This window comes from Paraliomyxa miuraensis (assembly GCF_026337845.1).
GTDB lineage: Bacteria > Myxococcota_A > Polyangia > Nannocystales > Nannocystaceae > Paraliomyxa > Paraliomyxa miuraensis.
Genome location: NZ_JAOVZF010000156.1, coordinates 248054 through 271198 on the forward strand (window position 1 = coordinate 248054; position 23145 = coordinate 271198).

General features: G+C 67.0%; 27 protein-coding genes. 17 read left to right on the plus strand and 10 right to left on the minus strand.

Annotated features, from left to right (window positions below; translation table 11 throughout):
- Positions 1 to 47: 47 nt before the first annotated feature.
- Together OEB96_RS26475 and OEB96_RS26480 are read left to right on the plus strand one after the other, a co-directional pair.
- On the plus strand, positions 48 to 476 hold the full coding sequence (locus tag OEB96_RS26475) for a hypothetical protein (RefSeq protein ID WP_266219527.1): 429 nt from the start codon (positions 48 to 50) through the stop codon (positions 474 to 476).
- A gap of 74 nt (positions 477 to 550) precedes the next feature.
- On the plus strand, positions 551 to 1909 hold the full coding sequence (locus tag OEB96_RS26480; protein ID WP_266219528.1) for a serine/threonine-protein kinase: 1359 nt from the start codon (positions 551 to 553) through the stop codon (positions 1907 to 1909).
- A gap of 441 nt (positions 1910 to 2350) precedes the next feature.
- Here the strand turns inward: OEB96_RS26480 and OEB96_RS26485 are convergent, their stop codons facing one another.
- On the minus strand, positions 2351 to 3535 hold the full coding sequence (locus tag OEB96_RS26485) for a DUF4062 domain-containing protein (protein ID WP_266219529.1): 1185 nt from the start codon (positions 3533 to 3535) through the stop codon (positions 2351 to 2353).
- 475 nt (positions 3536 to 4010) lie between these two features.
- Here OEB96_RS26485 and OEB96_RS26490 point away from each other — a divergent pair, with 475 nt between their 5' ends.
- The 15 genes from OEB96_RS26490 to OEB96_RS26560 all read left to right on the plus strand — a co-directional run bounded on the left by OEB96_RS26490 (position 4011) and on the right by OEB96_RS26560 (position 14267).
- Positions 4011 to 4397, plus strand: coding sequence for a hypothetical protein (locus OEB96_RS26490; RefSeq protein WP_266219530.1), 387 nt, complete (start codon positions 4011 to 4013; stop codon positions 4395 to 4397).
- Between the two features lie 197 nt (positions 4398 to 4594).
- Positions 4595 to 5404 (plus strand): hypothetical protein, encoded by an 810-nt coding sequence (locus OEB96_RS26495; protein WP_266219531.1) that lies wholly within the window; start codon positions 4595 to 4597, stop codon positions 5402 to 5404.
- A gap of 170 nt (positions 5405 to 5574) precedes the next feature.
- Positions 5575 to 6372: a hypothetical protein gene (locus OEB96_RS26500; protein ID WP_266219532.1), complete on the plus strand. Its 798-nt coding sequence runs from the start codon at positions 5575 to 5577 to the stop codon at positions 6370 to 6372.
- 12 nt (positions 6373 to 6384) lie between these two features.
- The gene (locus tag OEB96_RS26505; protein WP_266219533.1) at positions 6385 to 6816 is read left to right on the plus strand and encodes a hypothetical protein; all 432 of its coding nucleotides are present in this window, start codon (positions 6385 to 6387) and stop codon (positions 6814 to 6816) included.
- Entirely contained in the window at positions 6813 to 7952 is a 1140-nt protein-coding gene (locus OEB96_RS26510; protein ID WP_266219534.1) for a hypothetical protein, read from the plus strand. Before OEB96_RS26505 ends, OEB96_RS26510 begins: the two co-directional genes overlap by 4 nt.
- The gene (locus OEB96_RS26515; protein ID WP_266219535.1) at positions 7952 to 8503 is read left to right on the plus strand and encodes a hypothetical protein; all 552 of its coding nucleotides are present in this window, start codon (positions 7952 to 7954) and stop codon (positions 8501 to 8503) included. Before OEB96_RS26510 ends, OEB96_RS26515 begins: the two co-directional genes overlap by 1 nt.
- A complete protein-coding gene (locus OEB96_RS26520) occupies positions 8500 to 9078 on the plus strand; it encodes a hypothetical protein (protein ID WP_266219536.1) in 579 nt (192 codons plus the stop codon). Before OEB96_RS26515 ends, OEB96_RS26520 begins: the two co-directional genes overlap by 4 nt.
- Positions 9075 to 9827 (plus strand): hypothetical protein, encoded by a 753-nt coding sequence (locus tag OEB96_RS26525; protein ID WP_266219537.1) that lies wholly within the window; start codon positions 9075 to 9077, stop codon positions 9825 to 9827. Before OEB96_RS26520 ends, OEB96_RS26525 begins: the two co-directional genes overlap by 4 nt.
- A gap of 5 nt (positions 9828 to 9832) precedes the next feature.
- Complete coding sequence (locus tag OEB96_RS26530; RefSeq protein ID WP_266219538.1) at positions 9833 to 10504, plus strand: N-acetylmuramoyl-L-alanine amidase; 672 nt, start codon at positions 9833 to 9835, stop codon at positions 10502 to 10504.
- A complete protein-coding gene (locus OEB96_RS26535; RefSeq protein WP_266219539.1) occupies positions 10501 to 11196 on the plus strand; it encodes an Ntn hydrolase family protein in 696 nt (231 codons plus the stop codon). Before OEB96_RS26530 ends, OEB96_RS26535 begins: the two co-directional genes overlap by 4 nt.
- Before the next feature lie 16 nt (positions 11197 to 11212).
- Positions 11213 to 11758 (plus strand): hypothetical protein, encoded by a 546-nt coding sequence (locus OEB96_RS26540; RefSeq protein WP_266219540.1) that lies wholly within the window; start codon positions 11213 to 11215, stop codon positions 11756 to 11758.
- Entirely contained in the window at positions 11755 to 12006 is a 252-nt protein-coding gene (locus tag OEB96_RS26545; RefSeq protein ID WP_266219541.1) for a hypothetical protein, read from the plus strand. Before OEB96_RS26540 ends, OEB96_RS26545 begins: the two co-directional genes overlap by 4 nt.
- 57 nt (positions 12007 to 12063) lie before the next feature.
- Positions 12064 to 12561, plus strand: a complete 498-nt coding sequence (locus OEB96_RS26550; protein WP_266219542.1) for a hypothetical protein — start codon at positions 12064 to 12066, stop codon at positions 12559 to 12561.
- A gap of 70 nt (positions 12562 to 12631) precedes the next feature.
- Positions 12632 to 13207 (plus strand): hypothetical protein, encoded by a 576-nt coding sequence (locus tag OEB96_RS26555; RefSeq protein WP_266219543.1) that lies wholly within the window; start codon positions 12632 to 12634, stop codon positions 13205 to 13207.
- Positions 13208 to 13226: 19 nt separating this feature from the next.
- Positions 13227 to 14267: a hypothetical protein gene (locus OEB96_RS26560; RefSeq protein ID WP_266219544.1), complete on the plus strand. Its 1041-nt coding sequence runs from the start codon at positions 13227 to 13229 to the stop codon at positions 14265 to 14267.
- Positions 14268 to 15208: 941 nt separating this feature from the next.
- On the opposite strand, the gene OEB96_RS26565 is transcribed toward OEB96_RS26560, so the two are convergent.
- The 9 genes from OEB96_RS26565 to OEB96_RS26605 form a co-directional block, all read right to left on the minus strand.
- Positions 15209 to 16237: a hypothetical protein gene (locus tag OEB96_RS26565; protein ID WP_266219545.1), complete on the minus strand. Its 1029-nt coding sequence runs from the start codon at positions 16235 to 16237 to the stop codon at positions 15209 to 15211.
- 512 nt (positions 16238 to 16749) lie between these two features.
- Positions 16750 to 17619: a DUF4238 domain-containing protein gene (locus tag OEB96_RS26570; RefSeq protein ID WP_266219546.1), complete on the minus strand. Its 870-nt coding sequence runs from the start codon at positions 17617 to 17619 to the stop codon at positions 16750 to 16752.
- Between the two features lie 376 nt (positions 17620 to 17995).
- Positions 17996 to 19114, minus strand: coding sequence for a hypothetical protein (locus OEB96_RS26575; RefSeq protein WP_266219547.1), 1119 nt, complete (start codon positions 19112 to 19114; stop codon positions 17996 to 17998).
- 449 nt (positions 19115 to 19563) lie between these two features.
- Positions 19564 to 20001, minus strand: a complete 438-nt coding sequence (locus OEB96_RS26580; RefSeq protein WP_266219548.1) for a hypothetical protein — start codon at positions 19999 to 20001, stop codon at positions 19564 to 19566.
- Positions 19998 to 20765 carry a site-specific DNA-methyltransferase gene (locus OEB96_RS26585; protein ID WP_266219549.1) on the minus strand — a complete coding sequence of 256 codons (768 nt, stop codon included), beginning with the start codon at positions 20763 to 20765 and terminating at the stop codon, positions 19998 to 20000. The genes OEB96_RS26580 and OEB96_RS26585 overlap by 4 nt, the downstream gene beginning before the upstream one ends.
- Entirely contained in the window at positions 20750 to 21136 is a 387-nt protein-coding gene (locus OEB96_RS26590) for a hypothetical protein (RefSeq protein ID WP_266219550.1), read from the minus strand. The genes OEB96_RS26585 and OEB96_RS26590 overlap by 16 nt, the downstream gene beginning before the upstream one ends.
- Positions 21133 to 21699: a hypothetical protein gene (locus OEB96_RS26595; protein WP_266219551.1), complete on the minus strand. Its 567-nt coding sequence runs from the start codon at positions 21697 to 21699 to the stop codon at positions 21133 to 21135. Before OEB96_RS26595 ends, OEB96_RS26590 begins: the two co-directional genes overlap by 4 nt.
- Positions 21689 to 22606 carry a hypothetical protein gene (locus tag OEB96_RS26600; RefSeq protein ID WP_266219552.1) on the minus strand — a complete coding sequence of 306 codons (918 nt, stop codon included), beginning with the start codon at positions 22604 to 22606 and terminating at the stop codon, positions 21689 to 21691. The genes OEB96_RS26595 and OEB96_RS26600 overlap by 11 nt, the downstream gene beginning before the upstream one ends.
- Entirely contained in the window at positions 22599 to 23144 is a 546-nt protein-coding gene (locus OEB96_RS26605; RefSeq protein WP_266219553.1) for a hypothetical protein, read from the minus strand. Before OEB96_RS26605 ends, OEB96_RS26600 begins: the two co-directional genes overlap by 8 nt.
- Position 23145 lies beyond the last annotated feature (1 nt).

A 23145-nucleotide genomic window follows, 5' to 3' on the forward strand; every position in this document is an offset into this window, starting at 1 on the left:
AACGTCGTCGGAGCACCCTCCCCCCGCCAGCCGAGGTTGCCCCTGTGTTGGAGCAGGAAGCGGAACAGCTCCTCCTGCTCCTCGTCGCTGTCCTCGCCCTCGATGCGGCGCAGGCCCACCACGTGGTAGTTCTTGCGCTCGTTGGTCTCGTCGACGTGCTGCCGCGCAGTGTCGAGGATCTCGGCCGCGAGATCGGCCGGCGGCATGCCGCCGATCAAGAGGAGGGCGCCGTCGTCATCGGTGAGATCGTCGCCATGGCCATCGTCCTCCCAGCGGTGCTCGGTGGGGACGTAGCCGGCCTTGCCCATCTGCCGCCGCAGCTCGAGCACGTCGATCCCCTCCGCGGGATGACGCGCGAGGACCTTCTCGAGCAGGCGGGTTCGAGAGTCGTTGTGGGGGGAGGTGGGATCGTCGGTTCGTACCTGGCGGAAGGTCATGAGGTGCTCGCGCGGGGCACCTCGTCCAACGTGGGTTAGTGAACACGAAAGCGGGGGAGGGGCTTCGCCCGCGGGTTGATGCGGTGGGACGGCTTGCATTGTAGACTAGGCCCATGCCAGGGCCTCCGAAAGAGTACGCAGATATGCTTCGCAGGCAAGGTTTCGAGCTTGGCGACGAGATCGGTCGTGGTGCCTTCGGACGCGTATACGAAGCTTGGCAACCCAAATTGGAACGCCAGGTAGCTGTCAAGTTCTACAATCCATTTGCACGGGGAGAAGCGACCAGGAGACGCTTCGAGCGTGAAGCACAGTTGCTTGCCAAGATGGAACACCCCTCAGTTCCATACGTACTCACTCAGGGAACGGTTGAATGTGATGGACAGGGCATCCCGTACATCGTGATGCAATTCGTCACTGGTCGTACGTTGGAGCAGCGTCTCAAGAGCCGAGAAGGGATCGAGCTTGGTGAGATCCGCCGCATCATGCGAGATGTTCTCTCCGCGCTTGCGACCATCCATGCGGGAGACATGGTCCATCGCGATGTGAAACCCGCCAACATTATGGTCTCCCATCGCGGAATCTACCTCCTTGATCTCTCAATCGGTGTCTGTCTCCACCACGAGCCTGGTCTGTCAAGGATGACAAATACCGGACAGGGCGTCGGCACTCATGACTATGCGGCACCGGAACAGGTTCGCGACGCTTCGTCGGTCGATCATCGTGCGGATATCTACTCGGCCGGCGTCGTCCTTGCGGAGATGCTTGGTGCTCGGGTCCGCCTTCGACTTGACACGATCGATACAGAACTCTCACGGGTGTCCGAGGCGCTTCGAGAGGTCATCCGCCGCGCAGCGGCGGATGACCGAGAAGATCGGTACCTAAGTGCCGAAGGTTTCTGGGATGCTTTGGACAGCGTGGTTGGGTCTGACAAAGAGTTCGGCGAAGGGATAGCGCTGTGTGCCAACCCAAAGTGTAGGGCGGCGCGGTGGGGTGATGAGGGACATGGTCGCTTCTACTACGGACCTAGGATTTTGGAGAAGACCACGGCTAAGTTCTGTAGTGGATGTGGAATGAAGCTCATTCGAGCCTGTCCGAGCTGCGGTGTTTTGCTGCCAATGGAGATCGCGTCTGATGCTAGCTCCAAAGAAGCACACTGTAGCCACTGCGGCGCGTTGATATTCAAGATTCCATTATGTTCGAAATGCGATGCTTTTCTGACTGTGGCCGAGATGGACGCAGATGCGATGACGAACGGATGTCAGGAGTGCCAACGAGAGGCGAGGAACACAGGTGGACGTGGTGGCTACGGTGGTCGTGGTGGCTACGGTGGTCGTGGTGGCTACGGTGGACGTGGCGGCTACGGTGGTCGTGGCCGAGGCGATGGCGGAGTTGACGACTACGAACCGATTGAGTCAGCGTCTTCCGAGTTGGTCCACGAGCCAGAAGTGCCTGACGACGACATCCCGTTCTAGCGTTCTAGCGAACAAAGGGTGCATACCCAGGAATGCCTGATGCGGGCTCCTAGACCTTAAACAAGCGATAGCCCCGAGAAGTCGGCCTGCTCACGACGCCGGGCTTGATCAGCGGTCGCCGTGTGCTTTCGCGAAGTCGCAGGGCTTCATGCTCATCCCTGCGCAGATCGTCCGAACCGGTCGTCGCCTCGTGTTCCGATTCCTGGCGTGGCGACCCGAGCTCCACATCCTCGCGCGCAGCCTCGGCGCCGCGTGAGCACAGCCCGTCGGTCGGCAATGGTGCCCTCCGACGGGCGGTGCTTTCCCGTCAACCCCTCGCGCCGCGATCGAAAGGAGCCGCTTCTAGAAAAACCGAGGCCGCTGCGCCGAAGCCTCCGGGCCTCGGAAGGGGACTCACGCGCTCAGTAGTGCTATATGTGGCACCTGGCGTTCTTTCCAGCGCTAAAACGGGATGTCATCATCCGACGGCTCTGGTATGCGCACGGCATATTCGTTTTCAATGCGGTTCCCATAGATGTCAAGCTGCTGCAATTCGTACAAAGGCAAAGCGTCCGAGTTGTCCCTTTTCAGGTAGATGCCTCTGGCCTCAGCAGCGTCAAGCACGGCGTCTACTATCGCGGATCTGGATGCCGCGGTGAGGTGGAAGAAGTCCGTCCAGTCCTGGCGAAGTGAGGATAATAGCCGTCGGTGGAGAAATCTTCCAACAACGTAACTCTTGTCTTTAAACACAAAGATCAGAGAGGCGCGTTTTTTGTCCGCCTCCTCAAAGATGCCGTCGATTTTTATGTGATCGAAGAAATCTTCCCAAGGCAGAGCGGTGTCCTGCTTGAGTACGCCAGCGCCTCCAAGCGATGTCGCAAGGTCTACAAGCGACCTGAATCGAATCGAGCCTTTTGCTGTCGCACGCAAGCCGTCCGACGAAATCGATGCGAGCAAGGCCGCCTTAATAGCTTCGAGTTGCTCGTTGATGTTGTGGGTCTCATTGGCACGAAGCACGCCTCGTCGTTGCTCGCCGAGCAGGCGCTGAAAGTAGGCGGACCATTGGCGTCGGAGGTGTTCTTGGATATCTTCGATTCGAGAAAATGTCTGTATCGCGTTGCCGTGGTCTCGCTTTCGTAGAAAGTTGATGAACTCAAAGATGTACTTTGCCGTGTCTGATTTCTCGATCGATGGAAAGTGAATCTTCGAAATAACGTCTGGGTTGCTCTTGTTCTTCTCGTAAACGCGGTGGTCGTGCCATACTGCCGTGTCGATGAATATGTACAGGGGAATGTTGTGAATGATTGCGCCCGCTGTCTCCAGTTGGCTGACGGAGACCTTTTCCTTGATTGAGGACAGCCATTTGTCCATGCCAGATGTCTCAAGGCTGGAAATGTCCAGGGAGCCAAGTGCTTCTGGCACTGCTGTTCCTCCAAAACGAGATCCAATGATCACAACGACGATGTCGCAGTTTGGGATCTCCTGTATGCAGGAGGTGTGCGTGTGGGCTCTGGGGTCAAACAGGACATCGGAGTATTCGCTCATTATCGCGATATGTCCGAGCCCGCGAATGAACGAGCGCAGCTGTTCTCTGACAGGCGCAAGATCGTAGCATGTCGAGGATACGAAGATTTTGAGATCGGACATTGGCGCGAGGGCTGAATGTTGTCTGGCGGGATTCAATTCCCGCGTGCTTGGCAACATTACAACGCTTGTCGGCGGGGAATCTACAGGCTTCCGGCATGCCTTCTTGGCAATGAAAAGGGCGGCACACACGAGCTTACATCGGAGTCGCGGTTGGCAGGGCGGTGCAAGTTGTGGTGGCTCTTGTCCACTGCCCGCCGAGTCGAGAGCGCCATGAGCCGACAGCAGCCTAATTTTTCGCGAGTCGGTGTCTCCCTAGCGTTCGTCTCCAACATCCTATCCGCCGCCCTTCCGCCCCCCTTCGCGAACGCTTCCAAAGCGCTTCCAAACGGTTCTGCGCCCCGAATTCCCCTCCCGCGCGCCCTCCCCGCGCCCTCGCCAGCCCGCCCCAACTCGCCCCCGCCAGCCCGCCATGGCTCACTGCCTCCGTACCCGCGGCCCATCCGGCCCGCGCTCCCCAATCCGAGGCAGCAGACCCATGACGACGAAGCTGGCAACCATCAATTCCGACAAGTACGACGTTCTGTCCAAGACCGAGCTCAAGGATCAGCTCAAGAAGCGGGACACCAAGGCCATGGTCCAGGTCCACGAGGCCAAGCTGGTCGAACATCGCGTCGTCCGCATGGGCACGACTGCGGCGGTCGCGCTGCTGACGGGCCTGCTCTACCAGAAGAAGCCGGGCTTCGAGTCCCTGATGGGCACGCCCGCGAGCCTCGATCACATCCTGGCGTTCGGCGCGTCGGCGCTGGCGTTCCTCTCCGAGGACGAGATGGTCGTGCAGGCGGCCGAGGGCGTGGCCAATGCGGGCCTGGTGCCGCTGCTGCGCTCGGCGGGCCGCAAGATCGGCGGCGTGTCGTTCGCGTGAGGCCCTGACTTCCGGCGCGCTCGAGGCCGGGGGACGCAAAGGCCGTCCCGTACGCACGAGCACGCGGTGGCGCTCAGGCCGTGGGAGCTTCCGCTCCCGAACGTGGGCACGCGCTCGACCAACACCAAGACCCGGTGGCGCTCAGGCCGTGGGGGCTTTGCCCTCGAACGTGGGCAGCGACTCGAAGGAGCACACCCATGCAACGACTCAAGATCCGAACCAAGCGACAGCTCGATGCCCAACATGCCGCCGACCAGGCGGTGCTCGCCGCCCGAGCCCATCGGGCCAAACGGGCGAAGGCGGCCGTCACCGTACCCCCGCCCATCCGCGCCCCCTCGCCCGAGGAGATCGAGCGGTTCGCGGTGGGCGGCTGCAACGGAGGCTGCTCGTCGACGCCGAGCTCCCCCAACGCGTGCCAGCCCATGGCGACCTGCCAGCCGCAGGTGCCGATCTGCCGGCCCACGTCGATCAACGACTGCTACCACGAAGTGGCCAGCAAGCACGGGTGCCCGCTCAAGGTGACCTCGGGCGGCGTGCTGCGGGTCGACGGGCAGGACCGCATCGAGTTCCGAGTGGAACCGACGCAGAGCAACTACTTCCTGCCGGTCGCGGTGCGGCTGTCGGGGCGGGCGAGCGACGACCCGGACCAGGTGCGCGTGTGGCTGCTGACCGCGGTGATGGTCAAGAACCACCCGCAGGAGAACTACCACGACCCCAACCCCGGCCCGAGCACGGTGGTGGGCGTGGAGTCGGTGGCCTACGACGGCAAGACGGCCGGCGAGGTGCCGGCCTTCGAGATCGCCTGGGGCCCGTTCTCGCGCGCGGCCCAGGCCGACAACCTGGTGCTGGTGGGCTGGAACCCCTACGTGGCCGGCATGTTCCTCAACGCCCGCGCGGAGCTATGGGGGTACGAGATCGAGGCACTGCCGCAGGGGTGGAAGTGCGGGCATCACCCGGGGCGGCTGCCGCTGCCCGATCCGCATCCGTCGTCGGTGCCCGTGGGCTGACCCGGGCTCGACCGTAGCAACCCGAGGCCGCGCGTAGCCGACGTGCGGCCGAGCCGAGAGCCGAGCGAAGGCTTCCGCGGGCCGAGATCCGACCGCGCGGAGAGCCGAGCGAGGCCTCCGTGGGCCCCTGCGCGCCCACGCCGATCACCGCCGTTCCGAGGACCAGCACCATGACCCCGACCAACCCCGAGCACGACGACCCCCGGCTGGGTGCCGCGTACGTCTCGCGTCGCACCGCGCCCGGGGCGGCCGTGTTCGGGGTGGTGTCGGACGACGGGACGGCGGCGGGCCTGCGCCCGATCACCGAGACCGTGAGCACGTGGACCACCGAGTGCCGCGGAGGCGAGCACCTGTGGATGGTGGGCAGCACGGTGCAGGAGGCCCTGCGGTGGGCAGCCGTGCCGATCGGTCCACCGGGCGTGGGCGGGCTGAGCCTCGCCCGACGGTCGGTGATGCGGCTGCGGATCACCACCACCGACTCGGCCCGAGGCACGGCCTACGAGCTCGACCTGGGCCAGTCGCTCGAGCTCTACACCGAGGCCCTGCACGTGGCGCTGCTCGCCCCCGAGGGCAGCGTGCTCCTCGACACCGGCCGACCCGTCGCGCCGCAGCAGGGCCTGCTGTTCCAGAGCCAGGTGCTGGTGCGGATGATGCGGCTCGAGGCCTCGCGCGGGGTCGCGTCGGTGCTGCTCACCGAGTCCTTCCACGTCCCCGCTGGCCGAGCGCACGTGCAGCGCGTGCCCGCGGGAGCACGGCGGCTCACGGCCTATGCATCGCCGCTGGTGGCCGCGCCCGTGTTCCGGTGGCTGCGCGGCGACCCGCCCGTGATGGCGGTGCCGCTGGGGCTGGTGGCGTGGTCGCCCGACCGGCCGCGCATGGAGATCGACGTGCCGTCGGCGACCCACCTGCGCATCGAGCCCGATGCGGCGGCGCGGCTGTTCACCCTCGTTTGGACCATCACCTCGTGAAGGAGCGCGCACGTGTACCAGGTGTCACTACGGCTGGCCGAGCTCCCGAGCCAAGGCGTGCTCGAGGGGATGCTCGACGTGCTGGCCGAGCACAACTGCCGCTGGTACCTGCGGCAGTGGGCGGCGTATCGCGATCCTCCGCCCAGCGCAGCCATGGCCGGGGTGCGGTGGCATCCCGATGCGCCGGCGATCGAGGCGGTGTTCCAGGACGCCCCGCTGGTGTTCGCACGCATGTGGGCATCGTGCGGGCCGATCGCCGCGATCTCGGTGGGCCACGCCCGTGCGCTCGACCAGCTCCGTGGCGTCGCGCCCACGCGTGCCCGCGACGAGCACCGCGTGGTGCTGCTGCCCCAGGGAGCGCTGGACCGGTGGCGACAGTGGCACGCGTACCACCTGGCCGGCCACCGGCTGATCGACCCAACCGAACGGATGAGGCGCGTATGAACAAGCGACGACGATGGGGCCTGATCGGCCTGATGAGCTTGGGCGGCGGGTTGCTGGCCGTGGGGGCGCTCAGCTCGGGCGGGTCTGGCAACGGAGGTAGCGGTGGCTCGGGTAGCGGCTCGGGCTCCGGTGGATCGAGCGGCGGCTCGGGCTCGGGCAGCGGTTCGGGCTCCGGTGGCAGCGGTGGCTCCGACGACGGAGGCTCGGACACCGGCGGCGGCTCGAGCACGGGTGACGACCCCTTCGGCGATCTCCCTCCACCGCCTCCGCCGGACGACCCCTTCGGCGATCTCCCTCCACCGCCTCCGCCGGACGACGACGACCCCGACCCGGAGCCCTGGCAGCCAGGCAAGCACATCGGTGGCGGCAAGGGAGGCGGCGGCACCACGCCCACCCCCAAGCCCACCCAGCCCGGCACCACCGACGGCCCCATGCCGCCGATCGACACGCCCGAGGACGACGATCCCGTGCTTCCGGAGCCGGATGACGAGTTCGACCCACCGTGGTCCGAGCTGCTCGACCCCTACCCCCGCGGCGGCACCTTCTATCCGGTCGTCGAGAACGACCGCTTCGGCGGCACCAACTCCACCTACTCGATCGCCTACCGCTACCTGCTCTCCGAGGCTTACCTCGCCGCGAGCGAGGTGGGCGGCCTCGATCACGAGGACGCGAGCGCGTGGGCGCTGGCGATCGCCAAGCAGGACAAGCTGCGGCTGCGCATCATCGATCTCATCCAATGCAGCGGCTGGAACGATGCGATGTACGGGGCCAACCCGGTCACCGTCTCGCACGCGAGCAAGAACGGGCGCTCGATCCTGCTGCGGCCCGTGCACGGCCCCACCGCCGAGCGGATCGAGGATCGCTTCGCCCCCTTCCGCAACATCACCATGGCGGGCAACCCCGCCGACGGCAGCTACCGCGACTACGAGCTGCTGTGGATGCCGCCCATCGACCGCGAGGTGCTGTGGGAGTCGGCCGGCCAGGTGCTCACCACCACCGGGATGGAGTGGGACGACGGCTCCTCGATGGAGAACCCGCCGCCGTGGGTGATGTGGCTGGGCATCGACGACCTGAGCGGCGCGCTGGTGGGTGACTTCGGCTGCCCGGGCTCGGACGGCGAGCTGGAGGTGGAGTGATGACCTGCGGAAGCACCTACGCGCATCTGCTGGTCACCGAGGACGGCAAGACGCCCGACGACCCGTGGGACTGGTACGCGGGCCCCACCGACTACGACGAGTGGTACGACGTGGCGCACCTCGTGGGCCGCGAGGTCTTCAAGCGCTGGAATTGGCTGCTGTCCATCGAGGACAAGCTCGCCAAGCTCGACGACCCGCAGGTCGACGGACCCTACCCCGAGCGCGGCCAACTCCTGACGCTACTGAAGGCGTTCGCGACCGAGCTCGAGGCGCTGCCGCACGTGCTGCTCGATCCGAGCTCGGTCCTCGAGCTGAGCTGGGAGCCGGGGATCAAGAAGGCGATCGAGGTGGCGCGCGACGGCACGTGCGTGCTCGAGCAGCTCGACGCTGCCACGGCCTACTACAAGCGACCGCCGTTGCCCGAGAGTCGCCCCAAGCGCTCGCCCGTAGCGGCTGGTCGGGGCTGGGGTGCCGTGGTGGTGACCGGGGCGCTGGCGGTGGGCGGGGTCTTCTGGTGGCGGCGACGCGCACGCGGGAAGGAAGCCCGATGACCTGCGGAAGCTCGTATGCACACTTGCTGGTCACCGAGGACGGCAAGACGCCCGCCGATCCGTGGACGTGGCCGCCGACGATCTTCGACTACGACGAGTGGTACGACGTGGCGCACGCCGTCGCCCGCGAGGTGTTCACACGCTGGAACTGGCTGCTGGCCATCGAGAACGATCTGGCCACGATGGACGAGCCGCCCGTTCCCGGGCCGTACCCCGAGCGCGACCAGCTCCTGTTCCTGTTGCAGGACTTCGCGCAGAAGCTCGACGAGGTGAAGCACCCGCTCAACCCGTTCGACTTCGACGGGTTGTCCTGGGAGCCGTCGATCCGCGAGGCGATCGCCGTCGCCGAGGACGGCACGTGCGTGCTCGAGATGCTCGACGCGGCGGCGGCCTACTACCAACGCCCGCCGCTTCCCGAGAGCCATCCGGAGCGCGAGCCCGACTCGGGCGACGGCCCGGGCGATGACGACGACCAGGCCGGCGGTGGCCTGGGCGGGGTGCTGATGACCGGAGCGCTGGCCGTGGGCGGCGTGCTCCTGTGGCGACGACACAAGCGACGAAAGGGACGACGATGAGGAAGCGCAAGGGCAGCAAGGGATTGGCCATCGTGGCCGGAGTGGGGGCCCTCTTGGCCCTCGGCGGGCTGGCCTCCGCGGCCGAAGGCGGCGGCGGGCTCCTGCCCGGTGGCGGTGGGCCCGGTGGTGGTGGCGGCGGCTCGGGTGGCGGTGGTGGCTCGGGTGGCGGCGGCTCGACCGATCCGTGGAACCCCGGGCCCGGCGGCAAGGGCAAGGTGTTCGGTGGAGGCTCCGGTGGCGCGGAGCTGTGGGGCGACTTCGACTTCAGCGGCAACGGCCTGTGGATCGCCCCCGAGTGCGACGGCGTGGTCGAGGGCGCCCTGTTCCGGCCGCGCAAGGATGCCTTCGACGTCTACGCGATCGAGCCGAGCGAGTACGAGGACTACGAGGTCGGCAAGGAGCTCGAGGCGGTCTTGAAGGTCCACTACGAGAACACCGTGGCGGGCTTCATCGACTGGTACATGAACGGTCGCGAGCTGCCCTCGGTGCCGATCTTCGATGCGTGGGTCGAGACGCACTGGACCGAGCGCGGGCTGCCCAAGCCGCTGCCCGCCACGCGACGGATGACGGCCGAGCTGCTGCGGCAGGCCTCCACGATGTCGCTCGACGGCGCGCCGACCTGCATGGACGTCAACCCCGAGGACTGGGGCGATGGGCTCAAGGACTGGCTCGAGGACTTCATGCTGTGGCTCGACCTCTATCTGCACGAGTGGTGGTCGGACGAGATCGCCTTCGAACCGGGAGTGTGAGCGTCATGATTCCGCTTTGGATCTCCGTGGCCGGGCTCGGCGCGTTGTTGCTGACGCTGTCGCAGCGTTCGAGCTCGCGTCTGCCCAACGGCGGCAAGATCGTCGACCGCCGCAAGCATGCGCGACTGACCGACGATGCGGCATCGCACACGACCACGCGCAAGGCGTCGGACGTGCGCGCGCTGGTGCTGCACCAGATGGGGTTCTCGCGGGGCAACGACCCCAAGCGCTACGACGGCGTGACCGCGCACTACGTGGTGCTCCCCGATGGCGGCATCTACTGGCTGCACGACCACACCACCCGGCTGCCGGCGGCGGGTGGGCTCAACTCCGAGAGCGTGTCGGTGGAATTCGCGGGCAACCTGCCCAGCCGGGCCGGGAGCACCAACCCCGACGCGTTCTGGGGCGGGGAGAAGTTCGGGATGGACCAGCTCGAGCAGCCGCAGATCGAGGGCGGGCGAGCATTGGTGGATGCGCTGCGGCGGCAAGGGTGGCTCACGCACATCTACGCGCATCGGCAGGGCGGGCCCAACCGCGAGAACGACCCCGGGCCCGATGTGTGGCGGGAGATCGGCGCGTGGGCGATCCGCAAGCATGGGCTGCAGTGGGGCGGCGAGAGCTTCGCCGTCAACAAGGGCAAGCCGATCCCGGCGCACTGGTGGGGGGCGGTCGCATGAGTCGGCGGAGCAAGAGCCCGGCGGTGTGGGGCGCGGCGGTCGTGGCGGGGATCGTCGCGTTCGTGTCGATGTCGGGCACGGCGGGTGCGAGCTCGGGCGTGGCGACGGGCGAGGGCGCGTACCGGGTCGCGGCCGTGCGGGGGCTGGCGGCCGAGGCCGGCCTGCCCGCGGCGTGGGGAGACTTCTTCGCGCTGGTGGCATGGCGCGAGAGCAAGGGCAATCCGCAGGCCGTCAACGACTCGGTGAGCGAGGCCGCGGCTGCGGCGAAGGCGTTCGACCGCAACCGCGAGCGCTATGAAGGATGCGGCCACCCCGAGGACGCCTACACCTTCGGGTCGGGCGGATGGTTCGGGATGCTCCCCGCCAACGGCCTGGCCCAGCTCGGCGAGGAGCTCTACTGCCTGCCACCGTCGTCGGTGCTCGAGCCGCGGGTGGCCTTGGCCATGGCAGTCGGCTTCGCCCGCGGGTTGATGCGCTGGGACGGCTTCGCGAAGGTGCCCACGTGGCTCAACCTGCGAACCATGTGGGGCCGGCCGGCCAAAGGCGGTGATTTGGCGGTGCTAGCCAAGGCCCGGGTGGAACTCGCCAAGGACGCGGCCGAGGTGGGCCTGCCCGCGTCGTGGCTCGATGGACGGCCGCCGCCGCTTCCGGTGACGGGGGCCGAGGTGCTGGACCGCCTGCAAGCGGCATGAACGAACGGAGGACGACATGAAAGCGAGCGTGAAGTGGGGAATCGCCGCGGCGGTGCTGCTGGGCGTGGGTGTGGTCGCGGTGGGCACCGCCAGCGCGGCCACCGAAGAGGACGACCCCAACAAGGGCAAGGGCCTGCAGGACAGCGGCGTGCGGCATGGGATCCGCTACGAGGGCTGCGATCACTTCGAGTGGGTCGACCCCGATGCGGTCGAGGCGTGGGGGATAGACAACAAGCTGAAGTTCGCCAAGTGGGCGCTGAAGCTCGACGAGCTGCGGACCAACCCCGAGCCGGCGATCGTCGAGGCGCTGACGCTGCTGTTCCCCGAATGCTCCTGGCCACCGCCGAGCACCACGACCTTCGGACCGGAGAAGATGGGCTGGACCGAGGCGATGGCCCTGGCCAAGGAGGCGATCGCCGGCCTTGACCTGGCCGTGAGCATGGACGAGCCCAACGGTGCCGCCGCGGCCGCGAGCTGGCTGGTGCGGCTGGGCCTGCAACGGGCGCTCGGGTTCGGGCCGGGCACGCGATCGCGTCGCGGGCCAAGGAGCGGGCGACGGTGAGCACCCAAGACGACGGCGAGGGTCTCGCCGCGGTGTTCGTGAAGGGCGTCGTGTTCACGCTGGGCGCGGCGGCGGCGGGGCTGTTGCTTCGGCGGGTGTTCGGCAAGGAGCCCGAGGTGGTCGTGGTCGCGGTGTCGGCCGACGAGCTGGCGGGCGCGGGCGTGGCAGGGGGCGAGGCGGGTGAGCTCGACGACGACGACGAGATCGAGGTCGAGCTCGACGACCTGGGCGAGGAGGACGACGGGTGACGCCGGCCAGGACGATCGTGGGCATGACGCTTGGGTCTCGTCGGTATCGTCTGCCCGATGCTCGAGAGCACCAACGAGCGGCACTTGAACGATCGACTGAACGAGCTCGATCGGGAGTGGCAGACGCACTGGGCGCAGCTCGATCGGGAATGGCAGACGCGCAACGTACGCGTGCGTCAGCTCCAGAACGACCTCGACCGGGTCGACCGAGAGTGGGCAGTGCGCAAGAAGCCCTTCATGGCCTTCGAGAAGGACCACGAGCCGGTTCCGTCGCTCCGTCGCGCGGTCGCCGAGGTAGTGGCCTTCACGACCGCCGGCATCTTCTTCATTGCCTGCGTTCGCTTCGAGACGCTGGACTCGATCGGCCTCCTGCTGGGCTACTTGCTGGGCCTGGCGTGCATCGGTGTCTTGGTTCTCGTAACGGTGCTCGAGTACGTGACGGCCGTCCGCTTTCAACGGGCCAAGGCAGCGATGAAGATCGAGCGCTCGGTGCTGCTCGTGCAGGTCGAGAACGCCCAGCGACGCGTCTGGGAATCGCAACAGCGTCGGGAGTGATCCTCCGGGATGCGCTGCCTCCCGGGACCGCCGAGCTCGTCGTAGAGGGCGGCGAGGCCGAGGAGGGCGCATGACGTTGCTGACGGGCACCGTCGTCGGCGTGGGCCTCACCCTGGCCGTGCTCACGCTGGCGCGCGGATCGGGACAGGGCACCGCGGTCGGGACGATCCGCCCGGCATGCGGGGTGTCGATCGTGCTGTTCGAGCCCGACGGGGTGGAGTCGACGCTGCTCGACAAGGCGACGGGCGGGCACGGGTTCTCGCACGTGGCGATCGATGGGTGCGAGGCCGACGACCAGGGGCGGCCGCTGCTGATCGATTGCCGGCCCGGGCTCGGGGTGGCGCGGGTGCTCGAGGCCGAGTACGGCGACCGCGGCCGCCTGCGGGTGTGGCTACCGCTGTGCGAAGGGCGGGAGCTGTATGGGTGCGTCCGCGGGCGAGTGGGGCAGCCCTACGATGCGCTGGGGTTGATCGTCCCGAAGGAGGGGCCGGTGGGCGGGCTGGTGTGCTCGCAGCTGGTCTACGAGTGCCTGCCCCGGGCGCTGCGAGGGCGGGTACCCGCGTGGCCGAAGGGGCGGCCGGTGGCGCCGAACGATCTGGCGCGAGGGTTCGGAGCAGTGCCCGGCGGGGGCGACGTGGTGCTTTGAAGGAAGAACGAGGTACGTGATGAGCAAGTGGTTGTGGTTGATGGGGGCTGCGGGAATCGGGACGGTCGCGTTCGCGGCTGGGGGCTCGGCGAGCACCGCCGCGAACGGTGGCTCGAGCAACGGCGGCGGGAGCTCGAGCGGGGGCAGTGATGCGCCCGCGCCAGGAGGTGGAGAGACACCCGCGCCCGGGGGCGGAGGCACTCCGAAGCCCACGGAACCAAAGCCCGCCGGGCCCAAGCCCACCGAGCCTTGGCTCCCCAAGCCCTACGACGAGTACACGCGAGGGCCGTACACCATCGACCTGACTGGGCTATCGACCGGTATCCGGTGGCGGGTCCATGCCACCGCCGAGCACCCGGCGACCGAGGCCGAGAAGGACGCGGTCAAGCTCGGGGCAGGGATCGAGGAGAGCGACGACGATTCCCGTGTGGCTGCCAATGCCTACGTGGACGCACTCGGCGTGCTGCCGGTCGAGCCGTTCCTCCCGATGCCACCCAAGCCGCAGCCGGATCCGCCCGGGGCGGAGGCCGGGCTGGAGGGAGTGACCCCGCCCGAGGCCGGGCCCGGTCCCGGGCCGCTGTACGTCAAGGGAAACGGCGACGTTGGCTTCGAGGTGGGTTCGTCGAACGGCTCGTCGCCACTGATGGCCCGGCGCCACGGGCTGAACGTGTGGGACGACTGCACGCGGATCACCGTCGACAGCATCGTCTCGTGGATCGCGTGGGCGGAGTCGTGGATCCGCAACCGAGTGAGGACCACGTCGCGGGTGAGGCTGGTCCAGGGGCTGCTCGAGGCAAGCTTCCCGGGATGTACGTGGAACCTGGCCAAGGTCCGTGTGGCCAACGGGCGGAGCCTTCTCCAGCAGCTCGCCGTGGTGGACGCCAAGTACTTCGCGCCCGTACGAGCGGGCAAGCCGTGGCCCCCGCAGTCACCGTGGGAGCCGCTTCCGCTCGAGCGAGCCGTGGCCGAGCTCGTGGGGGAGAGGGCGCCCCCGGTGGTGCCACCGGAGTTCGCCTACCTCGGCTACCACGTCGAGGTCGAGGACACCCCGGCGGAGTAAGTCGCTCTCCGCGGGAGGGTCAGCGTGAGGAAGGAACGCCGAGGGTCCACCCGAAATTTGCTACCTGTACCACTTATACGACTGGTTGCACTTCGGAAGACAAGGGACACCAGAACGGACGGGCGATTACGCCCGAGGCCCAGCGGAATGGCACCCGTTTCTGCCTCGTATAGAGACCAAAATGACCAAATCCAACAGAATTGAGCGCCGACCCGACGGCGTCTATCTTGAGGGGCGAAGAATCGAGGGCTATGTTTCCGTCCAACGTCGCAACGACGACGGGGAGTGGGTGGATGACAAGCTATTCTGTCGCCCCACGCGAAAGGCTGGCAAAATACGGTGGTATTGCTGTCTTGTAAAGGCCCAATGGTGGCCGAAGGGGGCTCCCTTTCCCGAGAATGCATGGTGTAGGTCAGATCTGGATCAGATTGAGCTGCGTTGGCCAGAATGACTCCGGCCTTTGGACCTCGACCCCAATGGAATGGCCATTCAGGTGCCGGGCTGCGCCACGAGGGCAGGCGCGAGGAGGGCGCGTAACGGGGCTACGTAACTGACGAGCAACGCAGCCATCGTGGCGCAGTGCGGTGCCTGAACGGTCATCCCATTGGGGTCGGGGTCCTTATGGCAACTATCCGTCCGTCGCCCATCGCAAGGGGCCAATAATGGCGAATTTGTCCGAGGGAGCGAGCTTGGGGATCGATGACGGACTCCACCTCCTTGGCCCACTCGCGCGGGACTCACGCCTGAGTTTGCGATCCCGTGGGGGCGCTGGGGGGTCAACTGCTTGGACTTTAGACATCGGTGGCGCGCTAGCCCAACGAGATCGTCGTCATCTTCCGGCGGCCTGGCTCGAGTAGAACCCTCGCGTTGAAGCAGGGCTCCGTTTAGCCCTCCTGCCCGCATCCATGACCGTATAGCGCTGGTTGTGGCGATCTTGCAGCTCAGTCGCGATGTTCGGGACCATTGCACCACTCGCAGCCCGTGTACGCGCTGGACTCCGTGTCATAGCCGAACCACGTTTCCGCGCAATTTTGGCACTCGCTTTGGTCGTCGGGCTTGAAGGTCTGGCCGCACGCCACGCACACGTACACGCTCCGTTGACGCACAATGCTGACCTCGGGGTCGAGACACTCGCCACAGTAGGACCGGTCGGGGTAATAGGTCAGCGACTCCTTGGGACCGAGGACGGGAGTCGGGTCGAGGCGCTCAAGAAGTTCGTCCCGATCATGCTCCGCACCGCATTCACACTCCGCGGGAATCTCATCCAGCGAGAGATGACGGCCGCATGAAACGAGCGCGACGTGGCCGCGTGTCTTGCAGACGAGGCACTCGAAATCGGAGACGGGTTCAGCTGCAGGCGTAAGCACCGCCGCACGGTACCGACACGCGGGGCACTCGAACAGCCGGCCAGCGTGATCAAGCCCTCGCCGTTGGAGTTCGGTGGCATCATACCGCGCCTGGAGGTATGGCCGGTGCGCGAGGAGCCTGTTGTCGATCTCGTCCAGTTTGTCAGCGAAGGAGACGAACACCGACGACCACCGCCGCCGAAGCAGGTTGTGAAGGAGGTACCAGGCTCGGCACTGCTCGGCCGCGGTGGTCGCAATGTCATCGGCTGGAACGAAGTGCAGCACGCGGTTTCTGTGAGCGAACACTTTGCTGAATACGTCCTGCTCGACTCGCAGAGAAGTCCCCGTCACCGAGGTCACCGCAGCGCACAGGCTGGAAGCGGCAACCGTCGTCACCAACCCGTCCTTAATTCCGGTCCAAGCGCACGAATGCGGGTCATGGGCGACGAGCGTCCAGTGCTCACCGAACAAACGCGCCTTGAGCAAGAGCTCGACGCCCGTGGCGAAGTGAGCAACAGAAAAACTGGGCCGCGCCCCAAGCTCGGCAATGGAACTCTCGATGAACTCAATGCCGTTCGACACGAGGGCCGCGAACATCGCGTCCGTCTCTTCCTTGGAGGGCATGAACAGCGATCCCTTGGTTTGAGAAGCATACCACCACCGGCTGGCGTCGGCCTCCCCTCGATCCACGAGTTGTTCGGCTTCTCGACGTGTCCGGGTCCGGCTACGACCTCGGGCACGAGGTCGTAGCCGGCGCTGGGCGCCTTTCACGATTCACCTATTACGTCGCCCCATGGCCCACACGCCCCCGAGGCGCTCAAAGGCTTCCACTTCGACGGCCTGACCGCGTGCTTGACCGCCACCAACTCGGTGCCTCGTTCGCCTGGGTGTGCTGAAGGACCCTCGGTGCTAGGACGGGACCAGCCGAAGGAGTTCAAGAAGCACATCGCTTCCGGCTGGCGACTCGCCTCGACCGGGCAGGACTTCAGCCTGCGGCTGGCAGGCGGCCGTGACCGCCGCGAAGGTGAGCCTCGCGGCGCGTCCCGTATGAGCGTGGCCGCCAGACCCTCTCATCGAGAGCGAATGCCAATTTTGGACCCGCTTGTCCCAGTACGGCATTCTGCCGACCCGAATGCTCATCCAGGCTCGCAATAGGGCTTCAAACAGTGGGCCGCCATCGCAAGAAGATTGATTTCTGACATCCCGCCTAGCGCCACAGATGAGTAGATATAGCTTGGCCCCAACGAAATCAGTAGTCCGTTGTGCATGGTGGTTACAACGCCGAGCCATTCGTCGTCGATTTCGGCTGCCCATGATGCCGGAACACATATAAGCAATCGCTTTGGTGATAAGGCCATGGATACCATGTAGACTGATGCCTCTTCTGCCTCACCATGAGCCGCATTGAGAAGCACCGGAGAATCTGTGGTGATGAAGTCCCGTCGTCCTCCCACAATGTACCAGGTCCATTCGGCTAGGCTCTCCCAGTCCTGCTCCCGAGCCGAGCTAACCATCCAACTGCGCGCAAGATTGCGCACCATTTCAGGTGAGAATAAATCGCGTACGGTACTGTCCGGTGGCAGCCAGGGTGTACTGGTCAGGATTTCCTCGCGAATCTGTTCGCCCAGTTCGATTCGGCGCGCCATTTTTTCGGGGTGTCGCTCACGTTGAAGGTACATGAACCACGCCCATGCCCGCTTGATCTCTATCGGCACGCCAGATCTGTCGGCTTCCAGCAAGGCGTTCAGAGCGTGGCAAGCTCTGTCGTCTTCAACTGCAAGGCGCTTCTCAAGGGCATTCGGGTCCGAAATGGTCACAAGATCAGGCTCCAGTGTGTTGAGGTAAGATGCAAATCCTGTCTCTTTTGGAAACTTGGGATATGAGACGATCTTTTGGTTGTGGGCGATCTTTTTCGTCTCCCACAGTCTACCGCCATCAAGTGCCCACTGCTGCAGGTAGAACTGTGTGATATAGTGATGTCGCCAGCTTGTCGATTGGTTTGACATAATGACTTCCTCTTCCGTCGGTTTTAGTTTTCGTTGAGCAAACCTGAGAGCACCCCTACTGGGCCTCTTCTTAGGTGAAACTTCGGCGTGGTAGCCCCTTGGGTCCTGTGGGGGGGGGGGGTCCTCCCAGCCATGTAGCAGAGCGAAAGTGAGACGCAAGGAGAATTTGTTCTTCGCCTTGTTGAGTTCAAATCGGTGCGCTTCTCAGGTCGTGTGATCTCTAGGATGGGTTGTAGAGAGGGGCTTTGTGGTCAGGTAGCAGACCATTGCGCAATGTCCAGATGAAAAACGACTCAGGTATTCGGTCTCGGCCTGCGATCGAGTCTTCCGCCACGAAGGGCCAGAAAACGCGCATTCACACCGCGTCTTCTGGATGTCAGTCTTCCAGACCATACGTGCACACCTTGGCGTGGTGCTGACAGGCCCCATCGCGTAGGGCCACGAAGACTCGATCAAGCTGGTCTGCATCCGCTCGTACTACTTCTCGCATAGAGGCCCGACCCAAGGCGTGAAGTACTTCGTCGACCTCTCGGTCGAGCATGTCCGCCACAGCATGCACTCGGATGCGAACATTCAGCAGCTCGTTTTCGGCTTGGTCTAGGCTGGGCCGTCTAGTCGAGTGGCTCGGGGTTGCCTCCGCCCGGACGACTGCGACCATGGACTGCAATGTCTCCGATTCTGCATAGGCGACTGCCATTCGCTCTGTGGTGAGATCGAGGTTTTCCGCCTGCTGTTCGCTGATGCGATGCTCCTGAGCTTCTGCTTGTCGATCCAGCTCTCGCCGCCGCTCGGCCTCCCGCTTCGTCTCCAACCGCCGCACCTCCACCACCAGCCCATCGAAGAACCCCGCGAAGCAGTACGGCGCCCGCCAGTTCTCCACCCCCAGCACCCCCGCCCGCACCAGCTCGGCGAACCCGTGCACCGCCCGGTGGATCTCCACCGCCGATCGCCCCTCGCCGAGCCGCGCCCGCAGATCCTTTCGCCGCAACGCCAACCGCGGCAGCACCGTCCCATCCGGCGCCACCGCCTCCGGCCACGGTCCCAGCCCGTCGGGATCGCCCCCGTCCCTCCGCCACCGCGCCAGTGCCCGTAGTTCGTCCTCCACGTCGAGCGCGTCCTCCCCCTCCGGGTCCGACGCCCCGCGCTCGCCCCGACTGGCGCGAACCCGCACACAGAGTTCCTGGTTGGTTCCTGGTGGTTCTTGGTTTCTTCGGGGGGACCGTACGGTCCTCCCCCCCGGACCGTACGGTCCTCCCCCCCGGACTCCAGGGTCCCCCTCCCCGGACTCATCGGTCCGCTGAACACCCACGCCCCCCGGGCCCTCGCGTCCGCCTCGGACCGCACGGTCCTCCTCCTTCCTCACGTCCCCGCGCTCCACGACCTCACCCTCGCCGAGGTTGCCGACCCCAACGACGTCGCGCTCGTCCCCTTCGACGTCGTCCGCGGTCGCCTCGATCTCGACCTGCTCGGGCATCGCCTCGATCGCCTCGAGCACTCTCTCTTCCTCGCCCCGCCCGTCGTCCGCACCACCGCGCTCGTCCTCCGCTCCACCGCCCCCTCGATCACCCCCACCACCAAGCCCGGCCGGCGCCTCCACCAACCACCACCCCTCTCGCACGTACGCCCCACGCCGCGCCTTGCCCTCCTCGATCGCCCCTACCTCCACGAGGCTCCGCAGCATCCTTCGCAAGCTCCGCGGATCCACCCCCAACGTCTCCGCCAGCTTCCGCCGCGACGGCCACACGAACCGATCGCTCCCTCCGAAGCTCCACAAGAGCCCCAGCAGCGAGCGCGCCCCGAACGACACCGGCAACGCATACAGCTCCCTCGGCATCTCAGCCATCGTTCCCTCGCTCGCTGCGATCTCGATCGCTTCCTTGGAACAACCACTTCACCCTCACGCGTCCGCCCACCGATGGACGCGTACCCGCGCGACACCTCGGCTCACCGAGCATCGTGCCCTCCCGTCACTCGCCGATGGCACTCGTCCGAGCACACCACCGTGCTCCGCTCGGCCCACGCCCCTCGCGTCCACACGAGCACCCGCCACGGCCGACGCAGCCGCCCCTTGGCCCCGCACCCCAAGCATTTCCACAACCGCCACCCCTGCGCATCGAACCCGGCCCGCCGGTCCCCCGCCGTCGTCGGCTTCGCCACCGGCAGCAACGCCACCGGCGGCTCCTTCACGTCCTCGATCAGCACGTACCCCCGACTCCCGCACGCCGACAGCTGCCGCCGCGCCACCATCGTCGTGTGCCCGGAGATGTTCCACCGCAGCCGCACGCTGTACCGCCGCACGCAAACCACCGTGCCGATCCGCTCGACCCGTCGCGGATCGAGGTCCTGATACTGCTGCCCCAGCTTCACCTGGTGTTGCTTCACGAGCCCTCCAGCTTCAGTTGCTTCGCGCGCACGGCCGGCCGCTCGAGCAGGTCGAGCTGCGGCCACGTCCTCGCAAGCCGCCGCCAACCCACCCGAGCCCACTGCTCCACGCGTTCCCAGCCGCGTGCGTCCCTGCCCAGGCCCTTCGCAGCCACCAACGTCGTCCCCGATCCCGCGAACGGATCGGCCACCAGCTCACCGGGATCGGTGAGCTCCCGGACCACCGCCTCCATCAACCACAGCGGCTTGGCGGTCGGATGCCCTCGACCCCCACGTACGCGCTCGGTCGGCCCGCGGTAGAGCAACGGCCGCCCGCCGCCGTTCCATCGCTTGGCCCTTGGCCGCCGCCCGTTCCTCGCGTGCGCCACCACCAGCGCCTCGCCCGGCGACGCCGGCCGGTCGCCCACCAGCTGCGGCGTCGCGTTGGTCTTGACCCACACGCCCACCCGGACCGGCTCGAGCCCCGCCGCCGCCAGGTCGTCGCACCACGCCCCCGCGCCTTCGAGATCGCTGAACACCACGACCCACCGCCGCACGACCGCGGCGAACGCCTCGGCCGCCCGTCGTCGCACGTCGGGCGTAAGCGCTTCGAACCCCAGGTCCTGCTCGGCACGCACCCCGCCCGCGCCCTCGAGGGTGGTCCGGTGACGCGTGTGCACCTTGTCGCCGTACGCCGGGTCGGCCACCACGTGGTCGACGGGGCCGTGGGCAACGAGTCCGAGCTGGGGGTCGAAGGCGTCCGTGTGGATCAGCTCGACCGGCACCCGGTCTCCTCGGCGGTCTCCCTGCACCGCCACACGATGGCCTCGCGTCCGCTCTGGGTCGGTCGCACCGTCCCGCTGTCCTCGATGAGACCCTCGCGCAGAAGCTCGAGCCGACGCGGCCGCACCGTGCTACCCCGCAGCCCGGTCGCCCTGCAGATCTCCTCGTCGGTCTTGGGCCCCGCCCGCAGCGAATCGTGCACCTGGGCGCGGTAGGTCTTGGCTGGCATGCGGATCCTCCGACCCGCCACCACGCTGGTCGGCCGCTCGCGTGCCACGGGCGGCTCGGCCTCCCGCCCGGGACCAGGCCCGGGCAGGTAAACCACCTTGCCGTCGCACCCGAACAGCAGGCCCTGCTGGGAAGCATCGCTCATGGCAGCGACCTCCCCTCGTCCACGCGCGCGAGCTCGACGAGCGTGTCGTCCCAGGCCCGGCGCACCAGCTCGTCGACGCACCACGTCACGCCGTCGAGCTCCACCTCGAGCACACCACCGTGCTCCCGCAGCGGCAGCTCGCGCCGGCGACCGTCGGCGCCGCGCTCCACCACGAACGCCCCGTAGCGGTCGACCTCCACGTCGGCCCGCCCGGGCAACCCCGGCACCACCCGCGTGGGCGGAGTGCTCGCGTTGGTCGGCTCCACCCGCAGCACGTCGGCCGCCGACGCGGCTCGTTCCTCGAGCTCGTCGTCACCCAGGGCCAGCACCAGCGACGACCGCAGCGCGTCCGATGCCGACTCCCAGTCATCGAGGACCACCTCGAAGCCCAGGTCGCGCAGATCGTCGGCGAGCGCGTCGAGGAAGTCCTGGTCGCCCGCGAACACCCCGTAGTCGAATTCCAGCGTGGCCGTGCCCAGGTCGCACACCTGCAACGGCTGGCCGACCTCGTCCACGCGAACCGCTGCCCCACACGGGAGCCGGTGCCAGCCGCTACCGAGCATGACCCACCTCCTCTCCGCGCCGACAGTCGGCCTCGACGCGCCCGGCGTCGCCACCGTGTACCCGCTCGCCGAGCTGCTCGACACGAACGGGGTGACCGCGACCGTCGTCCCGATCACGACGATCGCCGTCACCCCACCCCAGCATACGCCGCCGGCACTCCGCGAACGACCAGTGCGGCTCGGCCGGCCACGACCGTGCGTGCACCCGAGGCGGTCGCCCTCGGTACTCGTCGAGCACCCGCTGCAGCGCCCTCGGAACCGGCGGCTCGATCAGCCCCCGTCGGTCGAACCGAGCGGCCACCTCGAACGCCACCGCCGCACTCGCGAACGACCCCAGCGACCGCCCGTCCTCCACCAGGTCGACCGCATACAGCCGCTCCGGCCCCGCCTCGTGCCTTCGACACCGCGGCGTCTCCTCGCGGTACCGCAGCGCCGGCAGCATCACCGGCCGCGCCTCGTCCCACCGAAGCTCCCGCACCGCGAACCGCCCCACCCGCGTCCCTCGCACGGGTTCCACGTCGACCCTGGCCAGCGAGTACCGGGCCACCCCCAGCCCTCGCGTCTGCCGAGCCTCCCAGCGCTCCACCAGCGCCGCCCACCACCGGGTGCCCTGCAGGGCCTCCCGCAGCCGCCGTGCTGCCAGCGCCAGCGCAGCCGCGGCCGCCGAGTCCTGCGGCTCCCGCTGCGCCTCCGCGTACATCTGTCGCGCCTCGATCCGCCCGAAGCACACCGCCACGATCTCCTGCGACGTCTGCTCCTCGCACAGCGACGACAGCCACATCAGATGCACCGCATGCGCCCGCTCGATCGCCTCGTCGGGTTCCACGTACCCACGCAGCCACCCCTCGGCCTCCCGGGGCACCCGGTGCCCCAGCGTTCCTCGAAAGAAGGTCAGCAGATCAACCACGACCCACCTCCTCCCCCGCGCCGGCGATCGGCAGCAGCTCCCACACCCGCGACGGCTCATCCGACTCCGACAGCTCCCGCACCGCCCCGTGCTTCGCCAGCTCCTTGAGCCATCCCCGTATGACGCCTCGCTGGGCCCGTAGTCGTCGGGCAAGCTTGGAGATCGATATCTCGACCAGGGTCGACCCCGTCTGTTCGGCGCGATTCCACATCATCGCGAGCAGCAGCACCGAGCCCCTCGACGCCGGAAGCGAGAACACTTCCTCCGGTGTCATCACCGCCGGCGTCGGCGTAGTCTCGAGCCCGAGCAACTCCAGCACCTCCTCGGGCTGCCGCACCGCACGGTGTAGCACCGTCGTCATCCGCACCAGCAAGCTCTCGTGCTCGCAGCACGGGCACACCATCGACGGGCTGTCCTCCCGCAGCGCCGACCCCAGCTCGAGCTCCTCCTCGCAGTGCGGGCAGGTCACCTTCTCCTTGCTGCACGAGCGAACCACCCACGTGGCCGCCTGCAGCGGCGCAATCCCTTGGCCGACCATG

Excerpts from the sequence above, each read along its gene's own strand:
- OEB96_RS26515 (WP_266219535.1), top strand. The coding sequence starts at position 7,952 with ATGACCTGCGGAAGCACCTACGCGCATCTGCTGGTCACCGAGGACGGC.
- OEB96_RS26595 (WP_266219551.1), bottom strand. The coding sequence starts at position 21,699 with ATGCTCGGTAGCGGCTGGCACCGGCTCCCGTGTGGGGCAGCGGTTCGC.
- OEB96_RS26590 (WP_266219550.1), bottom strand. The coding sequence starts at position 21,136 with ATGAGCGATGCTTCCCAGCAGGGCCTGCTGTTCGGGTGCGACGGCAAG.
- OEB96_RS26495 (WP_266219531.1), top strand. The coding sequence starts at position 4,595 with ATGCAACGACTCAAGATCCGAACCAAGCGACAGCTCGATGCCCAACAT.
- OEB96_RS26570 (WP_266219546.1), bottom strand. The coding sequence starts at position 17,619 with ATGTCAAACCAATCGACAAGCTGGCGACATCACTATATCACACAGTTC.
- OEB96_RS26510 (WP_266219534.1), top strand. The coding sequence starts at position 6,813 with ATGAACAAGCGACGACGATGGGGCCTGATCGGCCTGATGAGCTTGGGC.
- OEB96_RS26550 (WP_266219542.1), top strand. The coding sequence starts at position 12,064 with ATGCTCGAGAGCACCAACGAGCGGCACTTGAACGATCGACTGAACGAG.
- OEB96_RS26560 (WP_266219544.1), top strand. The coding sequence starts at position 13,227 with ATGAGCAAGTGGTTGTGGTTGATGGGGGCTGCGGGAATCGGGACGGTC.
- OEB96_RS26565 (WP_266219545.1), bottom strand. The coding sequence starts at position 16,237 with ATGCCCTCCAAGGAAGAGACGGACGCGATGTTCGCGGCCCTCGTGTCG.
- OEB96_RS26540 (WP_266219540.1), top strand. The coding sequence starts at position 11,213 with ATGAAAGCGAGCGTGAAGTGGGGAATCGCCGCGGCGGTGCTGCTGGGC.
- OEB96_RS26520 (WP_266219536.1), top strand. The coding sequence starts at position 8,500 with ATGACCTGCGGAAGCTCGTATGCACACTTGCTGGTCACCGAGGACGGC.
- OEB96_RS26485 (WP_266219529.1), bottom strand. The coding sequence starts at position 3,535 with ATGTCCGATCTCAAAATCTTCGTATCCTCGACATGCTACGATCTTGCG.
- OEB96_RS26530 (WP_266219538.1), top strand. The coding sequence starts at position 9,833 with ATGATTCCGCTTTGGATCTCCGTGGCCGGGCTCGGCGCGTTGTTGCTG.
- OEB96_RS26555 (WP_266219543.1), top strand. The coding sequence starts at position 12,632 with ATGACGTTGCTGACGGGCACCGTCGTCGGCGTGGGCCTCACCCTGGCC.
- OEB96_RS26525 (WP_266219537.1), top strand. The coding sequence starts at position 9,075 with ATGAGGAAGCGCAAGGGCAGCAAGGGATTGGCCATCGTGGCCGGAGTG.
- OEB96_RS26490 (WP_266219530.1), top strand. The coding sequence starts at position 4,011 with ATGACGACGAAGCTGGCAACCATCAATTCCGACAAGTACGACGTTCTG.
- OEB96_RS26500 (WP_266219532.1), top strand. The coding sequence starts at position 5,575 with ATGACCCCGACCAACCCCGAGCACGACGACCCCCGGCTGGGTGCCGCG.
- OEB96_RS26535 (WP_266219539.1), top strand. The coding sequence starts at position 10,501 with ATGAGTCGGCGGAGCAAGAGCCCGGCGGTGTGGGGCGCGGCGGTCGTG.
- OEB96_RS26605 (WP_266219553.1), bottom strand. The coding sequence starts at position 23,144 with ATGGTCGGCCAAGGGATTGCGCCGCTGCAGGCGGCCACGTGGGTGGTT.
- OEB96_RS26480 (WP_266219528.1), top strand. The coding sequence starts at position 551 with ATGCCAGGGCCTCCGAAAGAGTACGCAGATATGCTTCGCAGGCAAGGT.